This is a genomic window from Veillonella parvula, from assembly GCF_032577575.1.
GTDB lineage: Bacteria > Bacillota > Negativicutes > Veillonellales > Veillonellaceae > Veillonella.
The window spans coordinates 1-20,414 of sequence record NZ_JAWFVO010000005.1; the positions used below are offsets into that span (position 1 = coordinate 1).

Genomic DNA, 20,414 nt, shown 5'->3' on the forward strand with positions numbered 1-20,414 from the left:
TGTAAACCTTCCTGAAGGTGTAGAAATGTGTATGCCTGGCGATAACGTAACAATGGAAATCGAATTGATTACTCCAATCGCTATCGAAGAAGGTCTTCGCTTCGCGATCCGCGAAGGTGGCCATACAGTAGGCGCTGGCGTAGTAACAGAAATCGAAGGTTAATTTAACCTTTTATGCTCATCGTAGAATGCGTTGAGCACAATACATGCAGCACTCAGAGCGGCAGATAATGCCGCTCTCGTGTTGTGTTTTTAAACTATGAAGTAGAAGGTTGCCTCTGCGGAGGAGAATTTCTATGGAGCAGCCCATTCACGAAATGGACGACAGGAGGAATTATTAATAATGGCTAAACAGCAAAAAATCCGTATTCGCCTTAAGGCATACGACCACAAAGCTCTCGATCAAAGCGCTGCTAAGATCGTAGACACTGCAAAAAGAAATGGCGCTATGGTATCTGGTCCGATTCCATTGCCAACAGAAAAGAATATCTTCACAATTCTTCGTTCTGTACACGTAAACAAAGATTCTCGTGAACAATTCGAAATGCGTACACATAAACGCTTAATCGATATTCTTGAACCAAATTCGAAAACAGTAGATGCTATCACTCGTTTAGATTTACCAGCTGGTGTATCTATTGAAATAAAACTATAAGGAGGTGCGATAATGTCTAAAGCTATTTTGGGTAAAAAATTAGGAATGACACAAGTCTTCACAGCTGAAGGCCAATTAGTTCCTGTAACAGTAGTGGAAACTACCCCAAGCGTTGTAGTGCGCGTAAAGACTGTAGAAACAGACGGCTACGAAGCAGTACAAATTGGTTACGGTTCCATTAAAGAAAAACATTTAACAAAACCTGTAAAAGGTCAGTTCGACAAAGCTGGCGTAGCTCCAGTGAAATATCTTCGCGAAGTTCGCGTAGCTAATGCAGCTGACTACACAGTAGGCCAAACTCTGGCAGCTGATATCTTCGCAGAAGGTGAATTGGTGGACGTAGTGGGTACAGGTAAAGGTAAGGGTTTTGCTGGCACAATTAAACGCCATAACTTCTCCCGTGGTCCTGAAACTCATGGTTCTAAATCTCACCGTGAACCTGGTTCCATCGGTCCTATGATCTCCGGTGGCGGCGGTAAGGTATACAAAGGTAAAAAACTCCCTGGACAAATGGGTGGTTACAGAGTTACCGTACAACGCTTATCCGTTGTGAAAGTTGATGCTGAACGTAACCTTTTATTGGTTAAAGGTGGTATCCCAGGCGCTAAAGGTAGCTTGGTTATGGTTCGCAACACGGTTAAACCTGTTAAATAATCATTTGTCGAAAGGAGGATTATGTAATGCCTACAGTAGCAACATATAATCAATCCGGCGTTAAAGTCGGTGAAATACAGTTAAACGATGCAGTATTCGGCGTTGAAGTTAACGAAGCCGTAATGCATCAAGCCGTAGTTCGTCAATTGTCTAACGAACGTCTCGGCACACATGCAACAAAAACTAGAGGTATGGTTCGTGGCGGTGGCCGCAAACCTTGGAAACAAAAAGGTACTGGCCGTGCTCGTGCAGGCTCCAGCCGTTCCCCAATCTGGATCGGTGGTGGTACTACATTTGGTCCACAACCTCGCAGCTATTACAAAGCTATGCCTCGTAAGGCTAGACGTTTAGCAGTTAAATCTGCTCTTAGCGATAAAGTGAATAATAGCGAATTATACGTTTTGGAAGAAATCACATTAGCAGCTCCTAAAACAAAAGAAGTGTTGAACATTATTAACAGCTTCAACGTTGGTGATGCAAAAGTATTGTTCATCACTGAAGGTGATGTAAATGTTGAACGTTCCGCTCGTAATATCCAAGGTGTTAAAGCTTTGGCTTGCGAAGGTATGAACATTTTCGATCTTCTTCATTACGATAAGCTCTTCATTACTAAAGGCGCTGTCGCAAAAATCGAGGAGGTGCTCGGATAATGCAATTACATGATGTACTAATCCGCCCGGTTATTACCGAAAAATCCACTATGCTTATGGAAGAAGGCAAATACACTTTCCGTGTGCCTTTGACTGCAAATAAAGTGCAAATCCGTCAAGCAGTTGAAAAAATCTTCAATGTAAAAGTAGAAAAAGTAGCTACTATTCGTGTTTTAGGTAAGACTAAACGCATGGGTCGTACACAAGGTAAACGTAGCGATTATAAAAAAGCTATCGTAACCTTAAAAGCTGGCGAATCCATTGAATTCTTTGAAGGTGTCTAAGAGTCTAGTTGTAAGGAGGCCCACTAATGGCAATTAAATCATTTAAACCGTACTCCGCTGGTCGCCGGTTTATGACAGTATCCGCCTTCGACGAAATCACAGCAAGCAAACCAGAAAAATCCTTGCTCGCTAAGATTTCTCAAAAAGGTGGTCGTAACAATACTGGTAAAATGACAGTTCGTCACCAAGGTGGCGGTCACAAACGTCAATACCGTATTATTGACTTCAAACGTACTAAAGATAATATTCCAGCTAAAGTAGCAACAATTGAGTATGATCCTAACCGTTCTTCTCGTATCGCTTTGCTTAACTACGCTGATGGTGAAAAACGCTACATTTTAGCTCCTAACGGTCTAAAAGTTGGTGACGTTGTATTCTCCGGTCCTGAGTCTGATATTAAACCTGGTAACTGCTTACCATTGGCTAATATTCCAGACGGTACACAAATCCACAATATCGAATTGAAAATCGGTAAAGGTGGTCAAATCGTTCGTTCCGCTGGTACATCTGCTCAATTGATGGGTAAAGATAATGGCTACGCTATTCTTCGTTTACCATCTGGTGAAATGCGTCGTGTTCGTCAAGAGTGCCGTGCAACAATTGGTGTTGTTGGTAACGCTGACCACAGCAACCTTGTAATTGGTAAAGCTGGTCGTCATCGTTGGATGGGTGTTCGCCCTGGCAACCGTGGTGTTGTAATGAACCCTTGTGACCATCCACATGGTGGTGGTGAAGGTAAATCTCCTGTTGGTCGTAAACATCCTGTTACACCTTGGGGCAAACCAGCACATGGTGTTAAAACTCGCGACAAGAAAAAAGCTTCTAACAGCTTAATTATTAAACGTCGTACAAAATAGGATAAAGGAAAGGAGATAAAATAGTGTCCAGATCTATTAAAAAAGGCCCTTTCGTAGCAGATCATTTGCTTAAGAAAGTTGAAGCTTTAAACGAAACTAACGAAAAGAAAGTTGTAAAAACCTGGTCCCGTGCCTCTACTATTATCCCAAGTTTTGTAGGCCACACAATTGCTGTGCATGATGGTCGCAAACATGTACCTGTATTCATTACAGAAGATATGGTAGGTCATAAATTAGGTGAGTTCGCTCCTACACGTACTTATAGAGGTCATGGTAAGGACGAAAAATCTACAGGCAAAAAATAGGAGGAAATAATACATGGAAGCAAAAGCAATCGCTAGACATATCCGAATCGCGCCTCGTAAAATCCGTATCGTTGCAGATTTAGTGCGCGGTAAAAACATCGGCGAAGCATTTGCCATCTTGAAGTTCACTCCGAAAGTTGGCGCTGATGTAGTAGAAAAAGTTATGCGTTCTGCAATCGCAAACGCTGAACATAATTTCGATATGAATGTTGACAATCTTTACGTATCCGAGATCTTCGTTGATCAAGGCCCTACATTAAAACGCATTCATCCTCGTTCCCGTGGTCAAGCTTTCAAAATTTTGAAACGTACTAGCCACGTAACAGTAGTAGTTAAAGAAAGAGCTTAAGAAGGAGGGAAACAGAGTGGGTCAAAAAGTTAATCCACACGGTTTGCGTGTCGGTATCGTAAAAGATTGGGACGCAAAATGGTATGCAGATAAAGATTTCGCTGCTAATCTTCATGAAGACGTAAAAATTCGTAACTTCTTGAAAGAAACCCTTTTCATTGCTGGTATTTCCCGCATTGAAATCGAGCGTACAAATAAACGTATTAAATTGACTATCCACACTGCGAAACCAGGTATGGTTATCGGTCGTGGTGGTGCTGGTATCGAAGATATCAAAAAAGCAATGACTCGTTTCACTGATAAACAAGTGGATGTTAACATTGCAGAAATTAAACAAGCAGATATGGATGCAACATTAGTTGCTGAAAACATTGCGGGCCAATTGGAACGTCGTATCGGCTTCCGCCGTGCAATGAAACAAGCTGTAGGTCGTACAATGCGCTTAGGTGCAAAAGGTATCAAAATCATGGTAAGCGGTCGTCTTGGCGGTGCTGAAATCGCTCGTAGCGAATCCTATCGTGAAGGTTCTATTCCTTTGCATACACTTCGTGCAGACATCGACTACGGTACTGCTGAAGCTCATACAACATATGGTTGTATCGGCATTAAAGTATGGATTTACAAAGGTGAAGTTTTGCCAGAAGCAAAACAAGCACCTGCTAAGAAGGAAGAAGGTGGCAAGTAATGCTTATTCCAAAGCGCGTAAAACATCGTAAGCAATTCCGCGGCCGTATGAAAGGTCGTGCTATGCGCGGTAATACAGTGTCTCATGGTGAGTTCGGCTTGGTAGCATGCGAACCATCTTGGATCACTAACCGTCAAATCGAAGCTGCCCGTATTGCTATGACTCGTTATATCAAACGTGGTGGTAAAGTATGGATTAAAATTTTCCCTGACAAACCAATCACAGCTAAACCAGCTGGTACTCGTATGGGTTCCGGTAAAGGTTCTCCTGAATACTGGGTAGCAGTGGTTAAACCAGGTCGTGTAATGTTTGAAATGGACGGTGTGCCAGAAGCTACAGCTCGTGAAGCTATGCGTCTTGCAAGCCATAAACTTCCAATCAAATGCAAATTTGTTGTTAAGGGTAAAGAATTGGGTGGTGACGTAAATGAAGGTTAATGACATTCGCAATATGAGCGCTGCCGAAATGGAACAAAAAGTTTCCGGTCTTAAGGAAGAGTTATTTAACCTCCGTTTTCAGCTTGCAACAGGTCAATTAGAGAATCCTATGCGCATTCGTGAAGTTAAGAAGACAATCGCTCGTATTAAAACTGTACAACGTGAAGTTGAACTTAAATCTGAAAACGCATAATAACAGATTTGTTAAAGTTTGAAAAGGAGGCTTAAAATCGTGGCAGAAGAAAGAAACGTACGTAAAGTCCGCGTAGGTAAAGTTGTTAGCGACAAAATGGACAAAACTGTTGTTGTTGCTGTTGAACGTAAAGTACCTCACGCATTATATAACAAGCCAATGGTTAGCACAAAACGCTTCAAAGCTCATGATGAAAATAATGAGTGTCAAATTGGCGATACAGTTAAAATTGTAGAAACTCGTCCACTTTCTAAAGATAAATGTTGGAGAGTTGTTGAAATTCTTGAAAGACAAAAATAAGAGTGATGTAAGGAGGAATAGACGATGATCCAGCAACAAACAATTTTGAATGTTGCCGACAACACTGGTGCTAAACGTATTATGTGCATCCAAGTCATGGGCGGTTCTTATCGCAAATTCGGCAATATCGGTGACGTAATCGTTGCTTCTGTAAAAGATGCATCACCCGGTGGCGTTGTCAAGAAAGGCGACGTAGTTAAAGCTGTTATTGTTCGTTCTAAAAAAGGTATCCGCCGTCAAGACGGTTCCTATATTCGTTTCGATGAAAACGCAGCAGTAGTTATTAAAGATGACAAGACCCCTCGTGGTACTCGTATCTTTGGACCTGTAGCTAGAGAACTTCGTGAAAAAGACTTCATGAAAATCGTTTCTTTGGCTCCAGAAGTATTATAAGAAGGAGGAACGCAGCATATGGCTAAGCTACAAATCAAAAAAGGCGATACAGTTGTTGTTATCTCCGGTAAAGATAAAGGTAAGCAAGGTACAGTTATCGCAACTGAACCTAAAAAAGAACGCGTATTTGTTGAAGGCGTTAACACTGTAAAACGTCACACAAAACCTTCCCAAGCTAACCCACAAGGCGGCATCGTTACTAAAGAAGCTGGCATTCATGTTTCTAACGTAATGGTTGTCGACCCAGAAACTAAAACAGCTACTCGTATCAAAAAGGTAGAAGGCAAGGACGGTAAATTCGTTCGCGCTACTGTTAAATCCGGTACAGTACTTAAATAATCAGGAAAGGAGGAGCTACATAAATGTCTCGTTTGTTTGAACAATACAACTCTGAAATCAAAAAGAGTATGCAAGAAAAATTCCAATACGGCAATGTAATGGAAATTCCTAAATTGGAAAAAATCGTTATCAACATCGGCGTAGGTGATGCAGTAGGCAATGCAAAAGCATTGGAAGCAGCAGTTAATGACTTGACTATTATTGCTGGTCAAAAACCTGTTATCACAAAAGCTAAAAAATCCATTGCGAACTTCAAAGTTCGTGAAGGCATGGCGTTGGGTACAAAAGTTACTCTTCGTGGCGAACGCATGTATGAATTCCTTGATAGATTGATCAATGCGGCATTACCTCGTGTACGTGACTTCCGCGGTATCAGCGCTACTGCATTCGATGGCCGTGGTAACTACGCTTTGGGTCTTAAAGAACAGCTCATCTTCCCTGAAATCGAATATGATCAGGTAGAACGTGTTACTGGTATGGATATCATTATCGTAACAAGTGCTAAGACAGATGAAGAAGCTCGTGAATTGTTGACTCAATTCGGTATGCCTTTTGAAAAATAATAGGAGGAACATATAGATGGCTAAAAAATCTATGATTGAACGCGAAAAGAAACGCGCTAAAATCGTTGAAAAATATGCAGCTAAACGTGAAGCGTTAAAAGCAGCAGGTGATTATGAAGGCTTATCCAAATTACCAGCAAATGCATCCCCAACACGCTTGCACAACCGTTGCAACTTAACTGGTCGTCCTCACGGCTATATGCGTAAATTCGGTATCAGCCGTATTGCGTTCCGTGAATTGGCGTACAAAGGACAAATTCCTGGTGTTAAAAAAGCCAGCTGGTAATATTAGACGAGAGGAGGTTTTTAGATTATGGTAATGACCGATCCTATCGCGGATATGCTTACGCGCATCCGTAATGCAAACGCTGCACTTCATGAAACGGTAAACATTCCTGCATCTAGAATGAAAGCAGCCGTTCTTGACATCCTTTTACAAGAAGGCTTTGTAAAGAACGTTGAAAAAGAAGAAAACACTTTAAAAGTAACTTTGAAATATGGTTCCAATAACGAGAAAGTTATTACAGGAATTAAACGTATTTCCAAACCAGGTTTACGTGTTTACGCGAAAAAGGAAGAACTTCCTCGTGTACTTGGTGGTTTGGGTATCGCAGTTATTTCTACGTCCAAAGGCGTTATGAGCGACAAACAAGCTCGTAAAGAAGGTCTTGGTGGCGAAGTAATCGCATACGTTTGGTAATAGTAGCAATAGGAGGTAGAAATAATGTCACGTATCGGTAGAATGCCTATCGAGATCCCTGCAGGCGTTACTGTTACATATGATAACCATCATATGAACGTAAAAGGCCCTAAAGGTGAATTATCTCGCGATTTGCATCCAGATATGAATATCACTGTAGAAGGTAACACAATCACAGTAACTCGTCCTTCCGACGATAAAAATCATCGTTCCCTTCACGGTTTGACTCGCGCTCTTGTTGCTAATATGGTAACAGGCGTATCTGAAGGATTTACAAAAACTCTTGAAATCAACGGTGTTGGTTACAGAGCGGCTAAACAAGGCAATAAATTAGCTCTTACACTTGGCTTCTCTCATCCAGTAGAAATGGAAGCTCCAGCTGGTATTACAATCGACGTTCCAGCTCCTAACAAAATCGTTGTGTCTGGTGCAGACAAAGAAGTTGTAGGTGCAGTAGCAGCTGATATCCGTAAATGGAGAAAACCTGAACCTTACAAAGGTAAAGGTATCCGCTATGAAGGCGAAGTTGTTCGTCGCAAAGCTGGTAAAGCTGGTGCAAAAGGTAAATAGTAATATCATCTATATGAATGAAAGGAGTGAATATCTTGCCTCGTAAATCTAGTAGAAATATCGCTCGAGCAAAACGTCATCTTCGTATTCGCCGTCACATCTCTGGTACGGCAACTTGCCCACGTTTGAACGTTTACCGTTCTTTGAGCAACATTTACGCACAAGTAATCGATGACGTAGCAGGTACAACTTTGGTTGCTGCTAGCTCTTTAGATAAAGATTTGAACTTATCCTATGGTGGTAACGTAGCTGCTGCTAAAGCTGTTGGTGAAGCAGTTGCTAAAAAAGCTATCGCTAAAGGCATTGACACTGTAGTGTTTGACCGTGGTGGTTACATTTACCACGGCCGCGTAGCAGCCCTTGCAGAAGGTGCTCGTGAAGCAGGCTTAAAATTCTAAGAAGGAGGAACTATAGACATGGCGAGAATTGACTACACCAGTCTTGATCTTAAAGAAAGAGTAGTATTCATCAACCGCGTAGCCAAAGTAGTTAAAGGCGGTCGTCGTTTTTCCTTCAGCGCTCTTGTAGTTGTTGGTGATGGCAACGGTTATGTAGGCGTTGGCTTAGGTAAAGCAGCGGAAGTACCAGAAGCAATTCGCAAAGGTATCGATGATGCTAAGAAAAATATTGTAAACGTAGCTATTAAAAATGGTACAATCCCTCACAGCGTAACAGGCGTATTCGGTGCAGGCCGCGTATTCTTGAAACCAGCTGCTGAAGGTACTGGCGTTATCGCTGGTGGCCCTGTTCGTGCCGTATTGGAATTAGTAGGTGTTCGTAACATCTTGACTAAATCTTTGGGCTCTTCTAACCCTAACAATATGGTTCGCGCTACAATCGAAGGTTTGAAAGATTTGAAACGCGCTAGCGAAGTTGCTGAGCTTCGTGGTAAAACCGTTGAAGAAATCTATAACGCGTAATAAGGAGACAAGAAATGGCACAAGTTAAAGTAACATTAACAAGAAGCTTAATCGGTCGTCCTGAAGATCAACGCGCGACAGTTAAAGCTTTGGGCTTGAAAAAAACTAATTCTCAAGTCGTAAAAGAAGTAACACCTCAAATCGAAGGTATGCTTCATAAAGTTAGACATTTAGTAAAAGTTGAAGAAGTTTAATACTGATAAGGAGGTGCACTGAATGAAACTTCATGAATTACAACCAGCAGCTGGTTCTAAAAAAACTCGTACTCGTGTAGGCCGTGGTTTAGGTTCTGGCTTGGGTAAAACATCTGGTCGTGGTCAAAAAGGTCAAAACTCCCGTTCTGGCGGTGGCGTTCGCTCCGGTTTTGAAGGCGGCCAAATGCCTCTTTATCGTCGTTTACCAAAACGCGGTTTCAACAACAGCGTTTTTGCTAAACAATATGCTGAAGTTAACGTAGCACAATTAAATCGCTTTGAAGATGGTGCAACAGTTGATCCAGTAGCTCTTATTGAAGCTGGCATTTTGAAAAATGTACGCGATGGTATTCGTATTTTAGGTAACGGCACATTGGAAACTAAAAACTTGACTGTTATCGCTAATGGCTTCACTAAAGCTGCTGAAGAAAAAATCACAGCAGCAGGCGGAAAAGTTGAGGTGATCTAGGGTGCTAGATAGCCTCTCGAACATCTTTAAGATTACTGAGTTACGTAACAAGATTTTGTACACATTGATGATGTTTGCTGTGTTTAGAGCCGGCATTCACATCCCAGTACCAGGTGTAGATGCATCTGTTATCGAATCCTTGTTTACATCCGGTAACCTATTTGGTCTATTAGACTTGTTTGCTGGTGGTGCGCTAAGTAAGTTCTCTATCTTTGCGATGAGTATTACCCCTTACATTAATGCTTCCATCATCATGCAACTGCTTCAGTCTGTAGTTCCTCAGTTTGAAGCATGGAGTAAAGATGGTGAAGACGGGCGTAAGAAAATAGCGAAGGTAACTCGTTATGGCACCGTAGTCCTTGGCTTTGTACAAGCCGCTGGTATGGCATTTGCTCTTAGAGCAAACAACGCTTTGGTAAATAATGATTTCCTTAGCGTATTCGTTGTGGCCATCATCCTCACAGCAGGCACATGTTTGTTGATGTGGATTGGTGAGCAAATCACAGCATATGGTATAGGTAATGGTATTTCCTTGATCATCTTTGCTGGTATCGTAGCTCGATTGCCAGATGGTCTCGAAACTATTTATCAATATATCCAAAACGGAACCATTAACATGTTCCAAGCATTCTTATTTGCTGTAATTGCACTTGCGATGATCGCTGTCGTAGTGGCAGTTACACAAGGCCAACGTCGCATTCCTATCCAATACGCAAAACGCGTAGTAGGGCGTAAAATGTACGGTGGTCACTCTACATTCTTGCCGTTGAAAGTCAATCAGGCAGGTGTAATCCCAATTATCTTTGCGTCATCTGTGTTGATGTTCCCTGTAACAATTGCACAATTTATTGACAATGAATTTGTTCATAAAGCTGCTGATTTATTTACATGGGGGACGCCGTTACAAACGGCATTGTATGCGATATTGATCTTTATCTTTACGTATTTCTATACTGCAATCTCTATCAACATTACAGATATGGCAGATAATATGAAAAAATACGGTGGTTTTATCCCAGGTATTCGTGCGGGTAAACCAACTGCTGATTATGTGGATAACGTGATGACCAAGATCACTTTGGCTGGCGCTGTATTCTTAGCTGTCGTTGCTATTATACCGAATTTCCTCGGTAGTATAACCGGCGTCCAAGGCGTATACTTTGGTGGTACGGCTCTTCTTATTGTTGTAGGTGTAGCACTTGATACAATGCAACAAATTGAGTCGCTCATGGTAACACGCCACTATAAAGGCTTTGTGAAATAGGAGGGAAACGATATGTATATTTTATTAATGGGACCTCCTGGTGCAGGTAAAGGCACTCAGGCAGCTCGACTTATTGAAAAATACGGTATTCCCCAAATTTCAACAGGTGATATGTTCCGCGCTGCGATTAAGAACGAAACACCTCTTGGAGTTGAGGCTAAGAAATACATCGATGCTGGTCAATTGGTACCAGACAGTGTAACTGTTGGTATCGTACGTGATCGCTTGGTGAAAGATGACTGCAAATCTGGATTTATTCTTGATGGATTTCCAAGAACTACAGCGCAAGCTGTATCCTTGGATGCAATCCTTAAAGAATTAGGAATTTCTTTGGACGCTGTACTTAACTTAAACGTTCCTTCCGAGGAATTGGTTAAACGTATTAGCGAACGAGCTGTTCTAGAAAATCGTGCTGATGATAACCCTGAAACAGTACAGAAACGTCTAGCTGTGTACGAAGAATCTACTAAACCGTTAATTGATTACTATCGCAATAGCGGATTATATCAAGAAATTAATGGTTTACAAGATGTAGACGCAGTATTTGCTGACATCATTAAGGCGTTGGAGAAATAATCTATGATTATTTTAAAATCGCCCCATGAGATTGAATGTATCCGCAAGGCAAGTAAGCTTACAGCAGACACGTTGTCCTTGTTAGTAAAAAAGGCTAAACCTGGCATCACGACGCTTGAGTTAGATACAATTGCCGAAGAATATATTCGCAGCCACGGTGGTATACCAAGTTGTAAAGGGTACTATGGATTCCCCGCTACAATCTGTGCTTCTATTAACGAAGAAGTCGTTCATGGTATTCCGAGCGCTAAGCGTAAGCTTAAAAACGGCGATGTCCTCAGTATTGATCTCGTATCATCTATTGATGGATATCACGGCGATTCGGCTGTGACGATTCCTATCGGTCACGTCAAACCCGATGTGATGAAATTGTTAAAAGTTACAGAGGAAAGTCTGTTCAAGGGAATTGAACAAGTGAAAGTCGGTAACCGTATTGGTGCTATCGGTCACGCTGTTCAAACGTATTGTGAGAAACATGGTTACGGTGTCGTACGCGACTTCGTAGGTCATGGTTTAGGCCGCGAAATGCATGAAGATCCGCAAATACCAAACTATGGTAGTCCTGATCAAGGACCTCTTATGAAACCAGGTATGGTATTGTGTATTGAACCGATGATTACATTAGGTACTCACCGTGTTCGTGTATTAGGGGATGACTGGACAGCAGTTACAGTAGATGGTAAACCTGCTGCTCATTTCGAACATACAGTGGTTGTTACAGAAAACGGCCCTGAAATATTAACTATGCGGGAAGAACCGCGGTTAATTAAATAAACAGGTAACCGGAGGAAAAGATATGTCAAAAGAAGACGTTATTGAGGTGGAAGGTACGGTCGTTGAGGCATTACCGAATGCCATGTTCCAAGTTGAATTGGAAAATGGTCATATCGTATTGGCTCATGTGTCAGGTAAAATGCGTATGAATTTTATCCGTATTCTTCCTGGTGATAAAGTTACTATGGAACTGACACCGTATGACTTAAATCGTGGTCGCATCACCTATCGCTTTAAATAAGCATAGGGTCCACAAAGGAGGTACTAATGAAGGTTCAACCATCAGTTAAAAAGATATGCGAAAAATGTAAAATCATTAAACGCAAAGGCCGTGTAATGGTTATTTGCGAAAATCCAAAACATAAACAAAAACAAGGATAATCTGATAGGAGGTGGATGATTAGATGGCACGTATCGCCGGTGTAGATTTACCTCGTGATAAACGAGTGGAAATTGGTTTAACTTATATTTATGGTATTGGTCCGACTTTAGCATCTGAAATTATTGCTAAAACTGGCATCAATCCTGACACACGCGTTCGCGATCTTTCTGAAGATGAAGTAGCGAAAATCCGTGAATTGTTAGATGCTGATTACAAAGTAGAAGGTGACCTTCGTCGTGAAGAAGCTCTTAACATTAAACGCTTAATTGAAATCAACTCCTATCGAGGCAAACGTCATCGTATGGGTTTACCACTTCGTGGTCAACGTACTAAAACGAATGCACGTACTCGCAAAGGTCCTAGAAAAGCAATTGCTGGTAAAAAGAAATAAGATAAAGGAGGGATAAAGCGTGGCTAAAAAAGTTGTTAGAACTAAAAGAAAAGAAAAGAAACATATTGAATCCGGTGCGGCTCATATTCGTTCTACATTCAATAACACTATCGTAACTTTAACAGATACAAACGGTAATGCGTTGTCTTGGGCTTCCGCTGGTGGCTTGGGCTTCCGTGGTTCTCGTAAATCCACTCCATTTGCTGCTCAAATGGCTGCTGAACAAGCTGCTAAAGCTGCAATGGAACATGGTCTTCGTACTGTTGAAGTATTCGTAAAAGGTCCTGGATCCGGCCGTGAAGCTGCAATCCGTGCTTTACAAGCTGCAGGTCTTGAAGTTACTTCCATTAAAGACGTAACTCCAATTCCTCACAATGGTTGTCGCCCTCCAAAACGCCGTCGTGTATAATTTATAGCGACCGATATGATACGGTGCTATAATTAACTATGAACGTGTGTTATATAGGAGGATGTTCCTGATGAGCGAAGAAAAGAAACTTAAAATCGAGAAAGTGGACATCGCCGATGGCGGTCGTTATGGTAAGTTCGTATGTGAACCATTAGATCGTGGTTATGGGATCACTCTCGGTAATAGCTTACGCAGAATTTTGCTTTCATCCTTGGATGGGGCAGCTATAACCTCTATCAAAATTGATGGAGTTCTTCATGAATTCTCTACTATTCCTGGTATTCGCGAAGACGTTACGGATATCATCCTTAACTTAAAGCAATTGTGCATCAAAGTTGAAGAAGAAGCACAATTACCTTTGGAAGTTCATTTCGACTTCCAAAAGGATGGAATATTGACAGCTGCTGATTTGGCTGAACAATTCCCACCAGAGGTAGAAGTATTGAATCCTGAACTCGTGATTGCGACAATGGATGAGACAGCTCATCTCGTAATGGACGTAGTAATCGAACGAGGTAAAGGCTATGTTCCTTCAACGAAGAATAAAAAAGATACTGATGTTATTGGTTGTATTCCAATCGATTCCATCTTCTCTCCAATTCTTCGTGCTAAATACGAAGTGAGTGATGTTCGTGTAGGCAATGAAATGGACTTCGACAAACTTACATTAGAAGTTTGGACTGATGGCTCCATTACTGCTGCTGATGCAGTGGCAAAATCTGCTGCCATTATGATTGGTTATTTAGGGAACTTCACTAAATTAGCGCATTCTGCAGATGTTGTAGATGTAAACACTGGTGAAGGCGGTATCGTTATAGATCCAGTAGGTTCCGATAATGAAGAACCAGCTGTAGATGACGGCCCAGCAAAGATTTCCATCGACGAGTTGGAACTCTCTGTTCGTGCGTATAACTGCTTGAAACGTGCTGGCATTAATACAATTGCAGACTTGCTAGACAAAACCATTGATGACTTAGGAAAAGTTCGCAACTTAGGTAAAAAATCTATCGATGAAATTGAGGAAAAACTCAATAATCATCCAGGTGGTTTTCAACTTAAACAAAAAGGCGAATAAGGAGGAAGACGAATGTACAGAAAATTAGGCCGCGACAGCTCCGCTCGTAAAGCGTTGTTCCGTAGCATGTTAACATCTTTCTTCCAATATGAGCGTATTGAAACGACTGAAGCTAAAGCGAAAGAACTTCGTTCTTTAGCTGATCAAATGGTAACTTTGGCTAAACGTGGTGATCTTCATGCACGTCGCCAAGTTCTTGCATACCTCATGGATGAAAGTGTAGTAAAAAAATTGTTTGATACAATTGCTCCAAAATATGCAGACCGTCAAGGTGGTTACACTCGTGTAATCAAAACTGGTCTTCGCAAAGGTGACGCTGCACCTTTGGCTATTATCGAGTTAGTTTAATCAAACTCATACGGTGTTGTAACTTATGTTGCAGCACCGTTTTTTTATTGTCAATTTTATGGTACAATCGACTAGTATAATATCGTAATATGTTAGCAGTTATCGTAAAGAATGAATATGTATTGTCAACCTTTTGCATAATATCTAAGACATTATTAAATTCAAGTTCTATTAAATAGGATAAATTGAAATATGGGGATTATGCACAACATGAGTATGATAGATGATGCAAATGGTTCTACTTTCATAGAAACGAAATTGACTAGAAAGATATGAGGTTATCCATGAATGAACAAGACATTATGATTGAGGTCAATCATATGAGTCATATTTATACTGATGAAAACGGCAATGATGTACGTGCCTTGGATGATGTGAATCTATCCATTAAGCGTGGTGAATTTGTTTGTATCATTGGCACTAATGGCAGTGGTAAAAGTACGCTTGCCAAGCATTTTAATGTGTTATTACAACCTAGTGAAGGTCATATCAATGTATGTGGCTTTGATACGCGGGATGAAGCGCATATTTGGAATATTCGCCAACATGTAGGAATGGTATTCCAAAATCCTGATAACCAAATCGTAGCGGCCGTTGTAGAGGAGGACGTTGCTTTTGGTCCAGAAAACTTAGGTATTCCTAGTGCAGAAATTAGACAACGTGTCGATGCAGCGTTAGCCGCTGTTAATATGACTGAATATAGAGAACATGGGCCCCATTTATTATCGGGCGGACAAAAACAACGTATTGCTATCGCAGGTGTATTAGCGATGAAGCCAGATTGCATCGTTCTTGATGAACCAACAGCGATGCTCGATCCAAAAGGTCGCCGCGAAGTGCTTGAAACGGTTCACAAGCTCAATAAGGAAGAGGGCATTACGATTGTATATATTACGCACTTCATGGAGGAAGCTGTTACGGCAGACCGAGTTGTGGTTATGAAAAATGGTGTGAAATTACATGATGGTACGCCTCGTGAAATTTTTAGCCATGTAGATACTTTAAAAGGGCTGGGCCTCGATGTACCGGTAGCCTCTGAGATTGCTTTCAAATTGAATGCTAAAGGTTATGAAGTGGGTAAGAGTATCATTAATAATGAAGAGTTAGCAAAGGGGCTTAAAGGCTCAAAGTTAGGCAAGCAATTATCCGCTATACACTCAACAGATGCTCCAAGAGGGGAGGGAACCCATTAATGGCGATTGTGTTAGATAATATTACATATACCTACGGCATGGGTACCCCTTTTGAAAAAACTGCGCTTCGTGGTGTATCACTTACCATTGAAAATGGGGAGTTTCTAGGTGTTATCGGTCATACTGGTTCCGGTAAATCCACCTTTGTACAACATCTAAATGGGCTATTACATCCTACAACTGGTACAGTTACTGTCAATGGTGTAGATATTAGCGCCTCCACAGAGGAAGCTAAAAAAATGCGTCATAAGGTGGGGATGGTATTCCAGTATCCAGAGCATCAATTGTTTGAAGAAACCATCGCTCAAGATATCGCCTTTGGTCCTAAAAATTTAGGGCTTAGTGCTGATGACGTAGACGAGCGTGTGCGAGATGCGATGAAGTTCGTAGGGCTCGATTATGACACATATGCAGAACGTTCTCCCTTCCATTTATCTGGCGGTCAAATGCGCCGCGTGGCTATTGCTGGCGTAGTGGCTATGGATCCAGATTTTCTCGTGCTCGATGAACCATCTGCTGGTCTTGATCCATTTGGACGGGAAGAAATCTTTGAAGAAATCATTCGACTTCATAAAGAAAAGGGAATCACTGTAATTCTTGTATCTCACAATATGGAAGATATTTCTCGCATGGCTTCTCGTCTTGTAGTACTCGATAAAGGGCGTATCGTTCTCGATGGTGAACCGATGGACATCTTTAATAATCATCGTGATGAATTACAGGCTGTCGGTGTAGATGTACCGCCAGTGTCCGTTACCATGGAATATTTGCGCGAACAAGGTCTTGATGTGTCTAATCGCGTACTATCTGTAGACGATGCGGTGCAAGCAATTCTCGAAGGAGGTAACCATGTTAAATAATATAACTATTGGTCAATACTTCCCAGGAAACTCTTTTTTGCATCGCATGGATCCACGCGCAAAGATTATTGCTACTACCATATTCGTTGTAGCCATATTCTTGGCGAATTCTCCATTGGCATATGGCGTTGTAGGTGGGTTTACCATCTTTGCAATGTTGTTATCACGTTTGCCGTTACGTCTGATGTGGTCTGCTATCAAACCGCTTTGGATTATCATCGTATTTACTATGGGGATTCATATTTTTACGACACCAGGCAATCCAATTTTTCAATGGGGGATTATCAATATTACCGACCATGGCATGGCAATGGGACTTCAAATGGCGGCACGCTTAATCTTCTTAATCTTGTTTTCTTCTTTGTTGACCTATACCACATCACCAATTCGCTTAACTGATGGCATCGAGCACTTGCTCAATCCGTTTCGTCGCATAGGTGTTCCTGCTCATGAGCTGGCTATGATGATGACTATTGCGCTGCGGTTCATTCCTACCTTATTGGACGAGACGGATCGTATTATGAAAGCTCAATCTGCTCGTGGGGCAGACTTTGTGACAGGCTCTATCATTCAACGCGCAAAAAACATGGTGCCACTTTTAGTGCCATTATTTATTAGTGCATTTCGACGGGCCGACGAATTAGCTATCGCTATGGAAGCGCGTTGCTATAGAGGTGGTGTCAACCGTACGCGTATGAAGGAATTACAAGTTACTTATGTCGATTATATTGGTGTTGGCGCTGTTGTTTTGGTAACTATTGTACTTGTCGCATTGTGGTGGTTAGATCTATGAGAAACATACAGATCATAGTGGCTTATGATGGTACAGATTTAGCAGGTTATCAAAAGCAACCTAATGATAAAGGCTTAACGGTACAAGGATGTTTGGAATATGGTTTATCACGTATTTGTAATGAACCCATTCAAATTTATGGTGCATCTCGTACGGATGCAGGGGTGCATGCTAAATTTCAGGTATGTACCTTTCAAACATCAGGGACTATACCCGTAGAAAATATCCCTCGCGCCATGATAGCTCATATACCTAAGGATATAGTCGTTATAGAAGCGATAGAAATTCCGCTAGATTGGAAGCCACGGTGGAATATATACGGTAAAGAGTATGTATATACGATTCATAATCAGCTCATTGCAGATCCTTTGACGAAGCGGTATCATTGGCATGTGAAAAAGCCCTTAGATATTGATCGGATGCAGGCTGCAGGTAATGAACTAGTAGGTACGCATGACTTTACAACCCTAAAGGGCACCAACTCAACTCCGGCGGATCCTGTAAAGACAATTATGGGAATTCGTGTTGAGGCCCGAGGTTCACAGGTGACGATTTCTGTGATTGGTGATGGTTTTTTATATCATATGGTCCGCAATATTGCAGGTTTACTTGTAGATATAGGTCTTGGTCGTCGCAAGGTTGAGGATATTAAAGGATATTTAGCTGCTAAAGACCGGCGTGCTATAGGGAAAACTGCACCTGCTCAAGGCTTATGTTTAGAAGAAATATTCTTTACTGAAGAGCGACAACAAGAGGTATTACGGAATAAATATTTTAGATGATTTGAGAATAAATATTCTATATAATTTTATATAGACTCTTTTTTTGATGTGAAAGTATAAAACGTTGAGCATAAATACTAAAAGGATACTACTTCAAAAGTAGTATCCTTTTTTTTCTTATAATTTTTAGTTATAATACCTTAATTTATACCTATTATTATGTGAAATGATACATTGTAAACCTAAAATATACATGATACAATGACGATATAAGACAGGTTCGTACTATACATACATTAAAATAGTAAGGTAGACTCTTGTCAGCAGTGTAATTTTTATCCTAAGGAGGGTGAATCTCTTGCAAAAACGTAAAGATTTTATCTGGAAAATGGGCGGCCAACAAGGTGAAGGTATCGAGAGTTGCGGCGAAATCATGGCCACAATCCTTGCTAAAGAAGGCTACTCTTTGTATAGCCAACGTTTATTTGCATCTCGCATCAAAGGTGGTCATACTACATTCGCATTGCGCGTAGCATTGGAACAAATTATGTCCATTGGTGAAGGGGTAGACTTCTTGCTTTCCCTTGATCAAGAAACCGTTGATATGCACGGTTCCGAAGTACGCGATGGTGGATATATCATCTGTGATAGCAAAGTTAATCCAGACTTTTCTAAATTTGAAGGTACAAAGATTAATTGTTTATCTTTGCCTATCTCTGAAACAGCAATGAAACAAGGCTCCTTGTTGATGCGTAATATCGTAGCACTTGGAATGTCCGTAGCGCTTCTTGGTTTTGATACTAAGATGTTTAAAGATGCTATTACTGAGAAATTTGCAAAGAAATCCCAAGAGATTATAGATAAAAACTTGGCTGCTTTCGATGATGGTCATAGTCTTGTAATGGAAAAGTTAGGCGATGTTGAGATCGATACATTGCCAGCGCCTGGTAAGAAAGATCAAATGTTCTTATTAGGTAACGAAGCATGTGCTCTTGGTGCTATTGCTGCGGGCTCCCGTTTCATGGCATCATATCCTATTACGCCAGCATCCGAAGTTATGGAATACATGATTAAAACTATGGATAAGTTGGGCTCAACTGTTGTTCAAACAGAAGACGAAATCGCAGCATGTATGACAGCTATGGGTGGTGTATACGCAGGTGTTCGTGGCTTTACATGTACTTCTGGTCCAGGCCTTTCCTTGATGGCAGAATCCTTGTCTATGGCTTCCATGGCTGAATTGCCAATGGTTGTTATTGACGTTCAACGTTCTGGCCCATCCACTGGTATGGCTACAAAAGTTGAACAATCAGATATTGATGCAGCTTGCTACAATGCACATGGTGACTACTCTGGTATTGTAATTTCTCCAACATCTATTGAAGAATGTTTCTATGAAATTCAAAAAGCTTTCAACTTGGCAGAAATATACCAATGTCCAGTTATCTTTATGCCTGACTTACAACAAGGTTTGAATAAACAATCCGTTCCTTCTTTCGATTTGAACCGCGTACCTATTAATCGAGGTAAAATGATGAAAGAAGCTGAGCTTCCTGAATTGGTACAACCTAACTACTTCAAACGCTTTGAATTGACTGAAGATGGCATTTCCCCTCGTACAATTCCAGGTATGAAAAATGGTCTATTCCTTTCCACAGGTTTAGAGCATAATGAAGAAGGTAAACCAGCAGAAGCGCCTACAATGCACGTAGCGCAAACTGATAAACGTTTCCGTAAATTGGAAACTGTAGCTGACAATTATGAACCATTCTTGAACAATGCTAAATACGACGAAGCGGATGTACTCGTTGTAGGTATGGCTTCTAGTCGTGGTGCTATCGAAGAAGCTGTTGCTGAATTCGATCAAGAAGGTGTTAAAGTTAACCATTTACAATTGCGCTTGATTAAACCATTCCCAGCAAAGCAATTACAACCGTTCTTTGATGCGGCGAAAAAAGTAGTTATTGTAGAACACAATAAAACTGGTCAATTGGCTAACTTATTTAAAATCAACATGCATAAGAAACATAAGATTTCTAGCTGCTTGAAATACGATGGTAATCCATTCACAAAAAGTTATGTGAAAAATGCGATTAAGGAGGTCCTATAA

35 protein-coding genes and 1 pseudogene are annotated in these 20,414 nt (G+C 41.1%); all 36 read left to right on the top strand.

Features of this window, described 5'->3' with window-relative positions; genetic code table 11:
* Positions 1–163 (top strand): annotated as a pseudogene (gene tuf, locus E7K77_RS08950) (elongation factor Tu); the annotation flags it as partial.
* 180 nt (positions 164–343) lie between these two features.
* Positions 344–655, top strand: a complete 312-nt coding sequence (gene rpsJ / locus E7K77_RS08955) for a 30S ribosomal protein S10 (RefSeq protein ID WP_004695100.1) — start codon at positions 344–346, stop codon at positions 653–655.
* A gap of 12 nt (positions 656–667) precedes the next feature.
* Positions 668–1,309 carry a 50S ribosomal protein L3 gene (gene rplC / locus E7K77_RS08960; protein WP_004695102.1) on the top strand — a complete coding sequence of 214 codons (642 nt, stop codon included), beginning with the start codon at positions 668–670 and terminating at the stop codon, positions 1,307–1,309.
* Between the two features lie 26 nt (positions 1,310–1,335).
* A complete protein-coding gene (gene rplD / locus E7K77_RS08965; RefSeq protein WP_004695105.1) occupies positions 1,336–1,959 on the top strand; it encodes a 50S ribosomal protein L4 in 624 nt (207 codons plus the stop codon).
* Positions 1,959–2,243: a 50S ribosomal protein L23 gene (gene rplW, locus E7K77_RS08970; RefSeq protein WP_004695108.1), complete on the top strand. Its 285-nt coding sequence runs from the start codon at positions 1,959–1,961 to the stop codon at positions 2,241–2,243. Before rplD ends, rplW begins: the two co-directional genes overlap by 1 nt.
* 26 nt (positions 2,244–2,269) lie before the next feature.
* Positions 2,270–3,100 carry a 50S ribosomal protein L2 gene (gene rplB / locus E7K77_RS08975; RefSeq protein WP_004695109.1) on the top strand — a complete coding sequence of 277 codons (831 nt, stop codon included), beginning with the start codon at positions 2,270–2,272 and terminating at the stop codon, positions 3,098–3,100.
* Positions 3,101–3,123: 23 nt separating this feature from the next.
* The gene (rpsS, locus tag E7K77_RS08980) at positions 3,124–3,405 is read left to right on the top strand and encodes a 30S ribosomal protein S19 (RefSeq protein ID WP_004695110.1); all 282 of its coding nucleotides are present in this window, start codon (positions 3,124–3,126) and stop codon (positions 3,403–3,405) included.
* A 13-nt stretch (positions 3,406–3,418) separates the two neighbouring features.
* Positions 3,419–3,754, top strand: a complete 336-nt coding sequence (gene rplV / locus E7K77_RS08985; RefSeq protein WP_004695112.1) for a 50S ribosomal protein L22 — start codon at positions 3,419–3,421, stop codon at positions 3,752–3,754.
* A gap of 16 nt (positions 3,755–3,770) precedes the next feature.
* Positions 3,771–4,439: a 30S ribosomal protein S3 gene (gene rpsC / locus E7K77_RS08990; RefSeq protein WP_004695113.1), complete on the top strand. Its 669-nt coding sequence runs from the start codon at positions 3,771–3,773 to the stop codon at positions 4,437–4,439.
* Positions 4,439–4,876 (top strand): 50S ribosomal protein L16, encoded by a 438-nt coding sequence (gene rplP, locus E7K77_RS08995; protein WP_004695114.1) that lies wholly within the window; start codon positions 4,439–4,441, stop codon positions 4,874–4,876. Before rpsC ends, rplP begins: the two co-directional genes overlap by 1 nt.
* The gene (rpmC, locus tag E7K77_RS09000; RefSeq protein ID WP_004695115.1) at positions 4,866–5,069 is read left to right on the top strand and encodes a 50S ribosomal protein L29; all 204 of its coding nucleotides are present in this window, start codon (positions 4,866–4,868) and stop codon (positions 5,067–5,069) included. The genes rplP and rpmC overlap by 11 nt, the downstream gene beginning before the upstream one ends.
* 39 nt (positions 5,070–5,108) lie before the next feature.
* Positions 5,109–5,369 (top strand): 30S ribosomal protein S17, encoded by a 261-nt coding sequence (rpsQ, locus tag E7K77_RS09005; RefSeq protein WP_004695116.1) that lies wholly within the window; start codon positions 5,109–5,111, stop codon positions 5,367–5,369.
* A gap of 24 nt (positions 5,370–5,393) precedes the next feature.
* Entirely contained in the window at positions 5,394–5,762 is a 369-nt protein-coding gene (gene rplN, locus E7K77_RS09010; protein WP_004695117.1) for a 50S ribosomal protein L14, read from the top strand.
* A gap of 18 nt (positions 5,763–5,780) precedes the next feature.
* Positions 5,781–6,101, top strand: a complete 321-nt coding sequence (gene rplX, locus E7K77_RS09015) for a 50S ribosomal protein L24 (RefSeq protein ID WP_004695118.1) — start codon at positions 5,781–5,783, stop codon at positions 6,099–6,101.
* Positions 6,102–6,124: 23 nt separating this feature from the next.
* Complete coding sequence (rplE, locus tag E7K77_RS09020; protein WP_004695119.1) at positions 6,125–6,664, top strand: 50S ribosomal protein L5; 540 nt, start codon at positions 6,125–6,127, stop codon at positions 6,662–6,664.
* Between the two features lie 16 nt (positions 6,665–6,680).
* Positions 6,681–6,950 carry a 30S ribosomal protein S14 gene (gene rpsN, locus E7K77_RS09025; protein ID WP_004695122.1) on the top strand — a complete coding sequence of 90 codons (270 nt, stop codon included), beginning with the start codon at positions 6,681–6,683 and terminating at the stop codon, positions 6,948–6,950.
* A gap of 27 nt (positions 6,951–6,977) precedes the next feature.
* The gene (gene rpsH, locus E7K77_RS09030; RefSeq protein ID WP_004695128.1) at positions 6,978–7,364 is read left to right on the top strand and encodes a 30S ribosomal protein S8; all 387 of its coding nucleotides are present in this window, start codon (positions 6,978–6,980) and stop codon (positions 7,362–7,364) included.
* A 24-nt stretch (positions 7,365–7,388) separates the two neighbouring features.
* Positions 7,389–7,934 (top strand): 50S ribosomal protein L6, encoded by a 546-nt coding sequence (gene rplF, locus E7K77_RS09035; RefSeq protein WP_004695131.1) that lies wholly within the window; start codon positions 7,389–7,391, stop codon positions 7,932–7,934.
* 17 nt (positions 7,935–7,951) lie between these two features.
* A complete protein-coding gene (gene rplR / locus E7K77_RS09040; protein ID WP_005385510.1) occupies positions 7,952–8,332 on the top strand; it encodes a 50S ribosomal protein L18 in 381 nt (126 codons plus the stop codon).
* A gap of 18 nt (positions 8,333–8,350) precedes the next feature.
* Positions 8,351–8,854, top strand: coding sequence for a 30S ribosomal protein S5 (rpsE, locus tag E7K77_RS09045; RefSeq protein ID WP_004695136.1), 504 nt, complete (start codon positions 8,351–8,353; stop codon positions 8,852–8,854).
* 14 nt (positions 8,855–8,868) lie between these two features.
* On the top strand, positions 8,869–9,048 hold the full coding sequence (gene rpmD, locus E7K77_RS09050; protein ID WP_004695138.1) for a 50S ribosomal protein L30: 180 nt from the start codon (positions 8,869–8,871) through the stop codon (positions 9,046–9,048).
* Between the two features lie 22 nt (positions 9,049–9,070).
* Positions 9,071–9,517, top strand: a complete 447-nt coding sequence (gene rplO, locus E7K77_RS09055; protein ID WP_004695141.1) for a 50S ribosomal protein L15 — start codon at positions 9,071–9,073, stop codon at positions 9,515–9,517.
* Position 9,518: 1 nt separating this feature from the next.
* Positions 9,519–10,781, top strand: coding sequence for a preprotein translocase subunit SecY (gene secY, locus E7K77_RS09060; RefSeq protein WP_004695143.1), 1,263 nt, complete (start codon positions 9,519–9,521; stop codon positions 10,779–10,781).
* Between the two features lie 12 nt (positions 10,782–10,793).
* Entirely contained in the window at positions 10,794–11,357 is a 564-nt protein-coding gene (locus E7K77_RS09065; RefSeq protein ID WP_004695145.1) for an adenylate kinase, read from the top strand.
* Between the two features lie 3 nt (positions 11,358–11,360).
* Complete coding sequence (map, locus tag E7K77_RS09070) at positions 11,361–12,131, top strand: type I methionyl aminopeptidase (protein ID WP_004695146.1); 771 nt, start codon at positions 11,361–11,363, stop codon at positions 12,129–12,131.
* A 22-nt stretch (positions 12,132–12,153) separates the two neighbouring features.
* Positions 12,154–12,372: a translation initiation factor IF-1 gene (infA, locus tag E7K77_RS09075; RefSeq protein WP_004695147.1), complete on the top strand. Its 219-nt coding sequence runs from the start codon at positions 12,154–12,156 to the stop codon at positions 12,370–12,372.
* 26 nt (positions 12,373–12,398) lie between these two features.
* Positions 12,399–12,512, top strand: a complete 114-nt coding sequence (gene rpmJ / locus E7K77_RS09080) for a 50S ribosomal protein L36 (protein ID WP_004695148.1) — start codon at positions 12,399–12,401, stop codon at positions 12,510–12,512.
* A 23-nt stretch (positions 12,513–12,535) separates the two neighbouring features.
* Positions 12,536–12,904 (top strand): 30S ribosomal protein S13, encoded by a 369-nt coding sequence (gene rpsM, locus E7K77_RS09085; protein ID WP_004695149.1) that lies wholly within the window; start codon positions 12,536–12,538, stop codon positions 12,902–12,904.
* Positions 12,905–12,923: 19 nt separating this feature from the next.
* Positions 12,924–13,313 carry a 30S ribosomal protein S11 gene (rpsK, locus tag E7K77_RS09090; protein ID WP_004695151.1) on the top strand — a complete coding sequence of 130 codons (390 nt, stop codon included), beginning with the start codon at positions 12,924–12,926 and terminating at the stop codon, positions 13,311–13,313.
* A 70-nt stretch (positions 13,314–13,383) separates the two neighbouring features.
* On the top strand, positions 13,384–14,388 hold the full coding sequence (locus tag E7K77_RS09095; RefSeq protein ID WP_004695153.1) for a DNA-directed RNA polymerase subunit alpha: 1,005 nt from the start codon (positions 13,384–13,386) through the stop codon (positions 14,386–14,388).
* A 12-nt stretch (positions 14,389–14,400) separates the two neighbouring features.
* Complete coding sequence (gene rplQ, locus E7K77_RS09100) at positions 14,401–14,736, top strand: 50S ribosomal protein L17 (RefSeq protein WP_004695155.1); 336 nt, start codon at positions 14,401–14,403, stop codon at positions 14,734–14,736.
* Between the two features lie 284 nt (positions 14,737–15,020).
* On the top strand, positions 15,021–15,929 hold the full coding sequence (locus tag E7K77_RS09105; protein WP_004695158.1) for an energy-coupling factor transporter ATPase: 909 nt from the start codon (positions 15,021–15,023) through the stop codon (positions 15,927–15,929).
* Complete coding sequence (locus tag E7K77_RS09110; protein ID WP_004695160.1) at positions 15,929–16,789, top strand: energy-coupling factor transporter ATPase; 861 nt, start codon at positions 15,929–15,931, stop codon at positions 16,787–16,789. The genes E7K77_RS09105 and E7K77_RS09110 overlap by 1 nt, the downstream gene beginning before the upstream one ends.
* Positions 16,779–17,582: an energy-coupling factor transporter transmembrane component T family protein gene (locus E7K77_RS09115; protein WP_325306533.1), complete on the top strand. Its 804-nt coding sequence runs from the start codon at positions 16,779–16,781 to the stop codon at positions 17,580–17,582. The genes E7K77_RS09110 and E7K77_RS09115 overlap by 11 nt, the downstream gene beginning before the upstream one ends.
* On the top strand, positions 17,579–18,364 hold the full coding sequence (gene truA / locus E7K77_RS09120; RefSeq protein ID WP_325306535.1) for a tRNA pseudouridine(38-40) synthase TruA: 786 nt from the start codon (positions 17,579–17,581) through the stop codon (positions 18,362–18,364). Before E7K77_RS09115 ends, truA begins: the two co-directional genes overlap by 4 nt.
* A gap of 298 nt (positions 18,365–18,662) precedes the next feature.
* Complete coding sequence (locus E7K77_RS09125; RefSeq protein ID WP_123138559.1) at positions 18,663–20,414, top strand: 2-oxoacid:acceptor oxidoreductase subunit alpha; 1,752 nt, start codon at positions 18,663–18,665, stop codon at positions 20,412–20,414.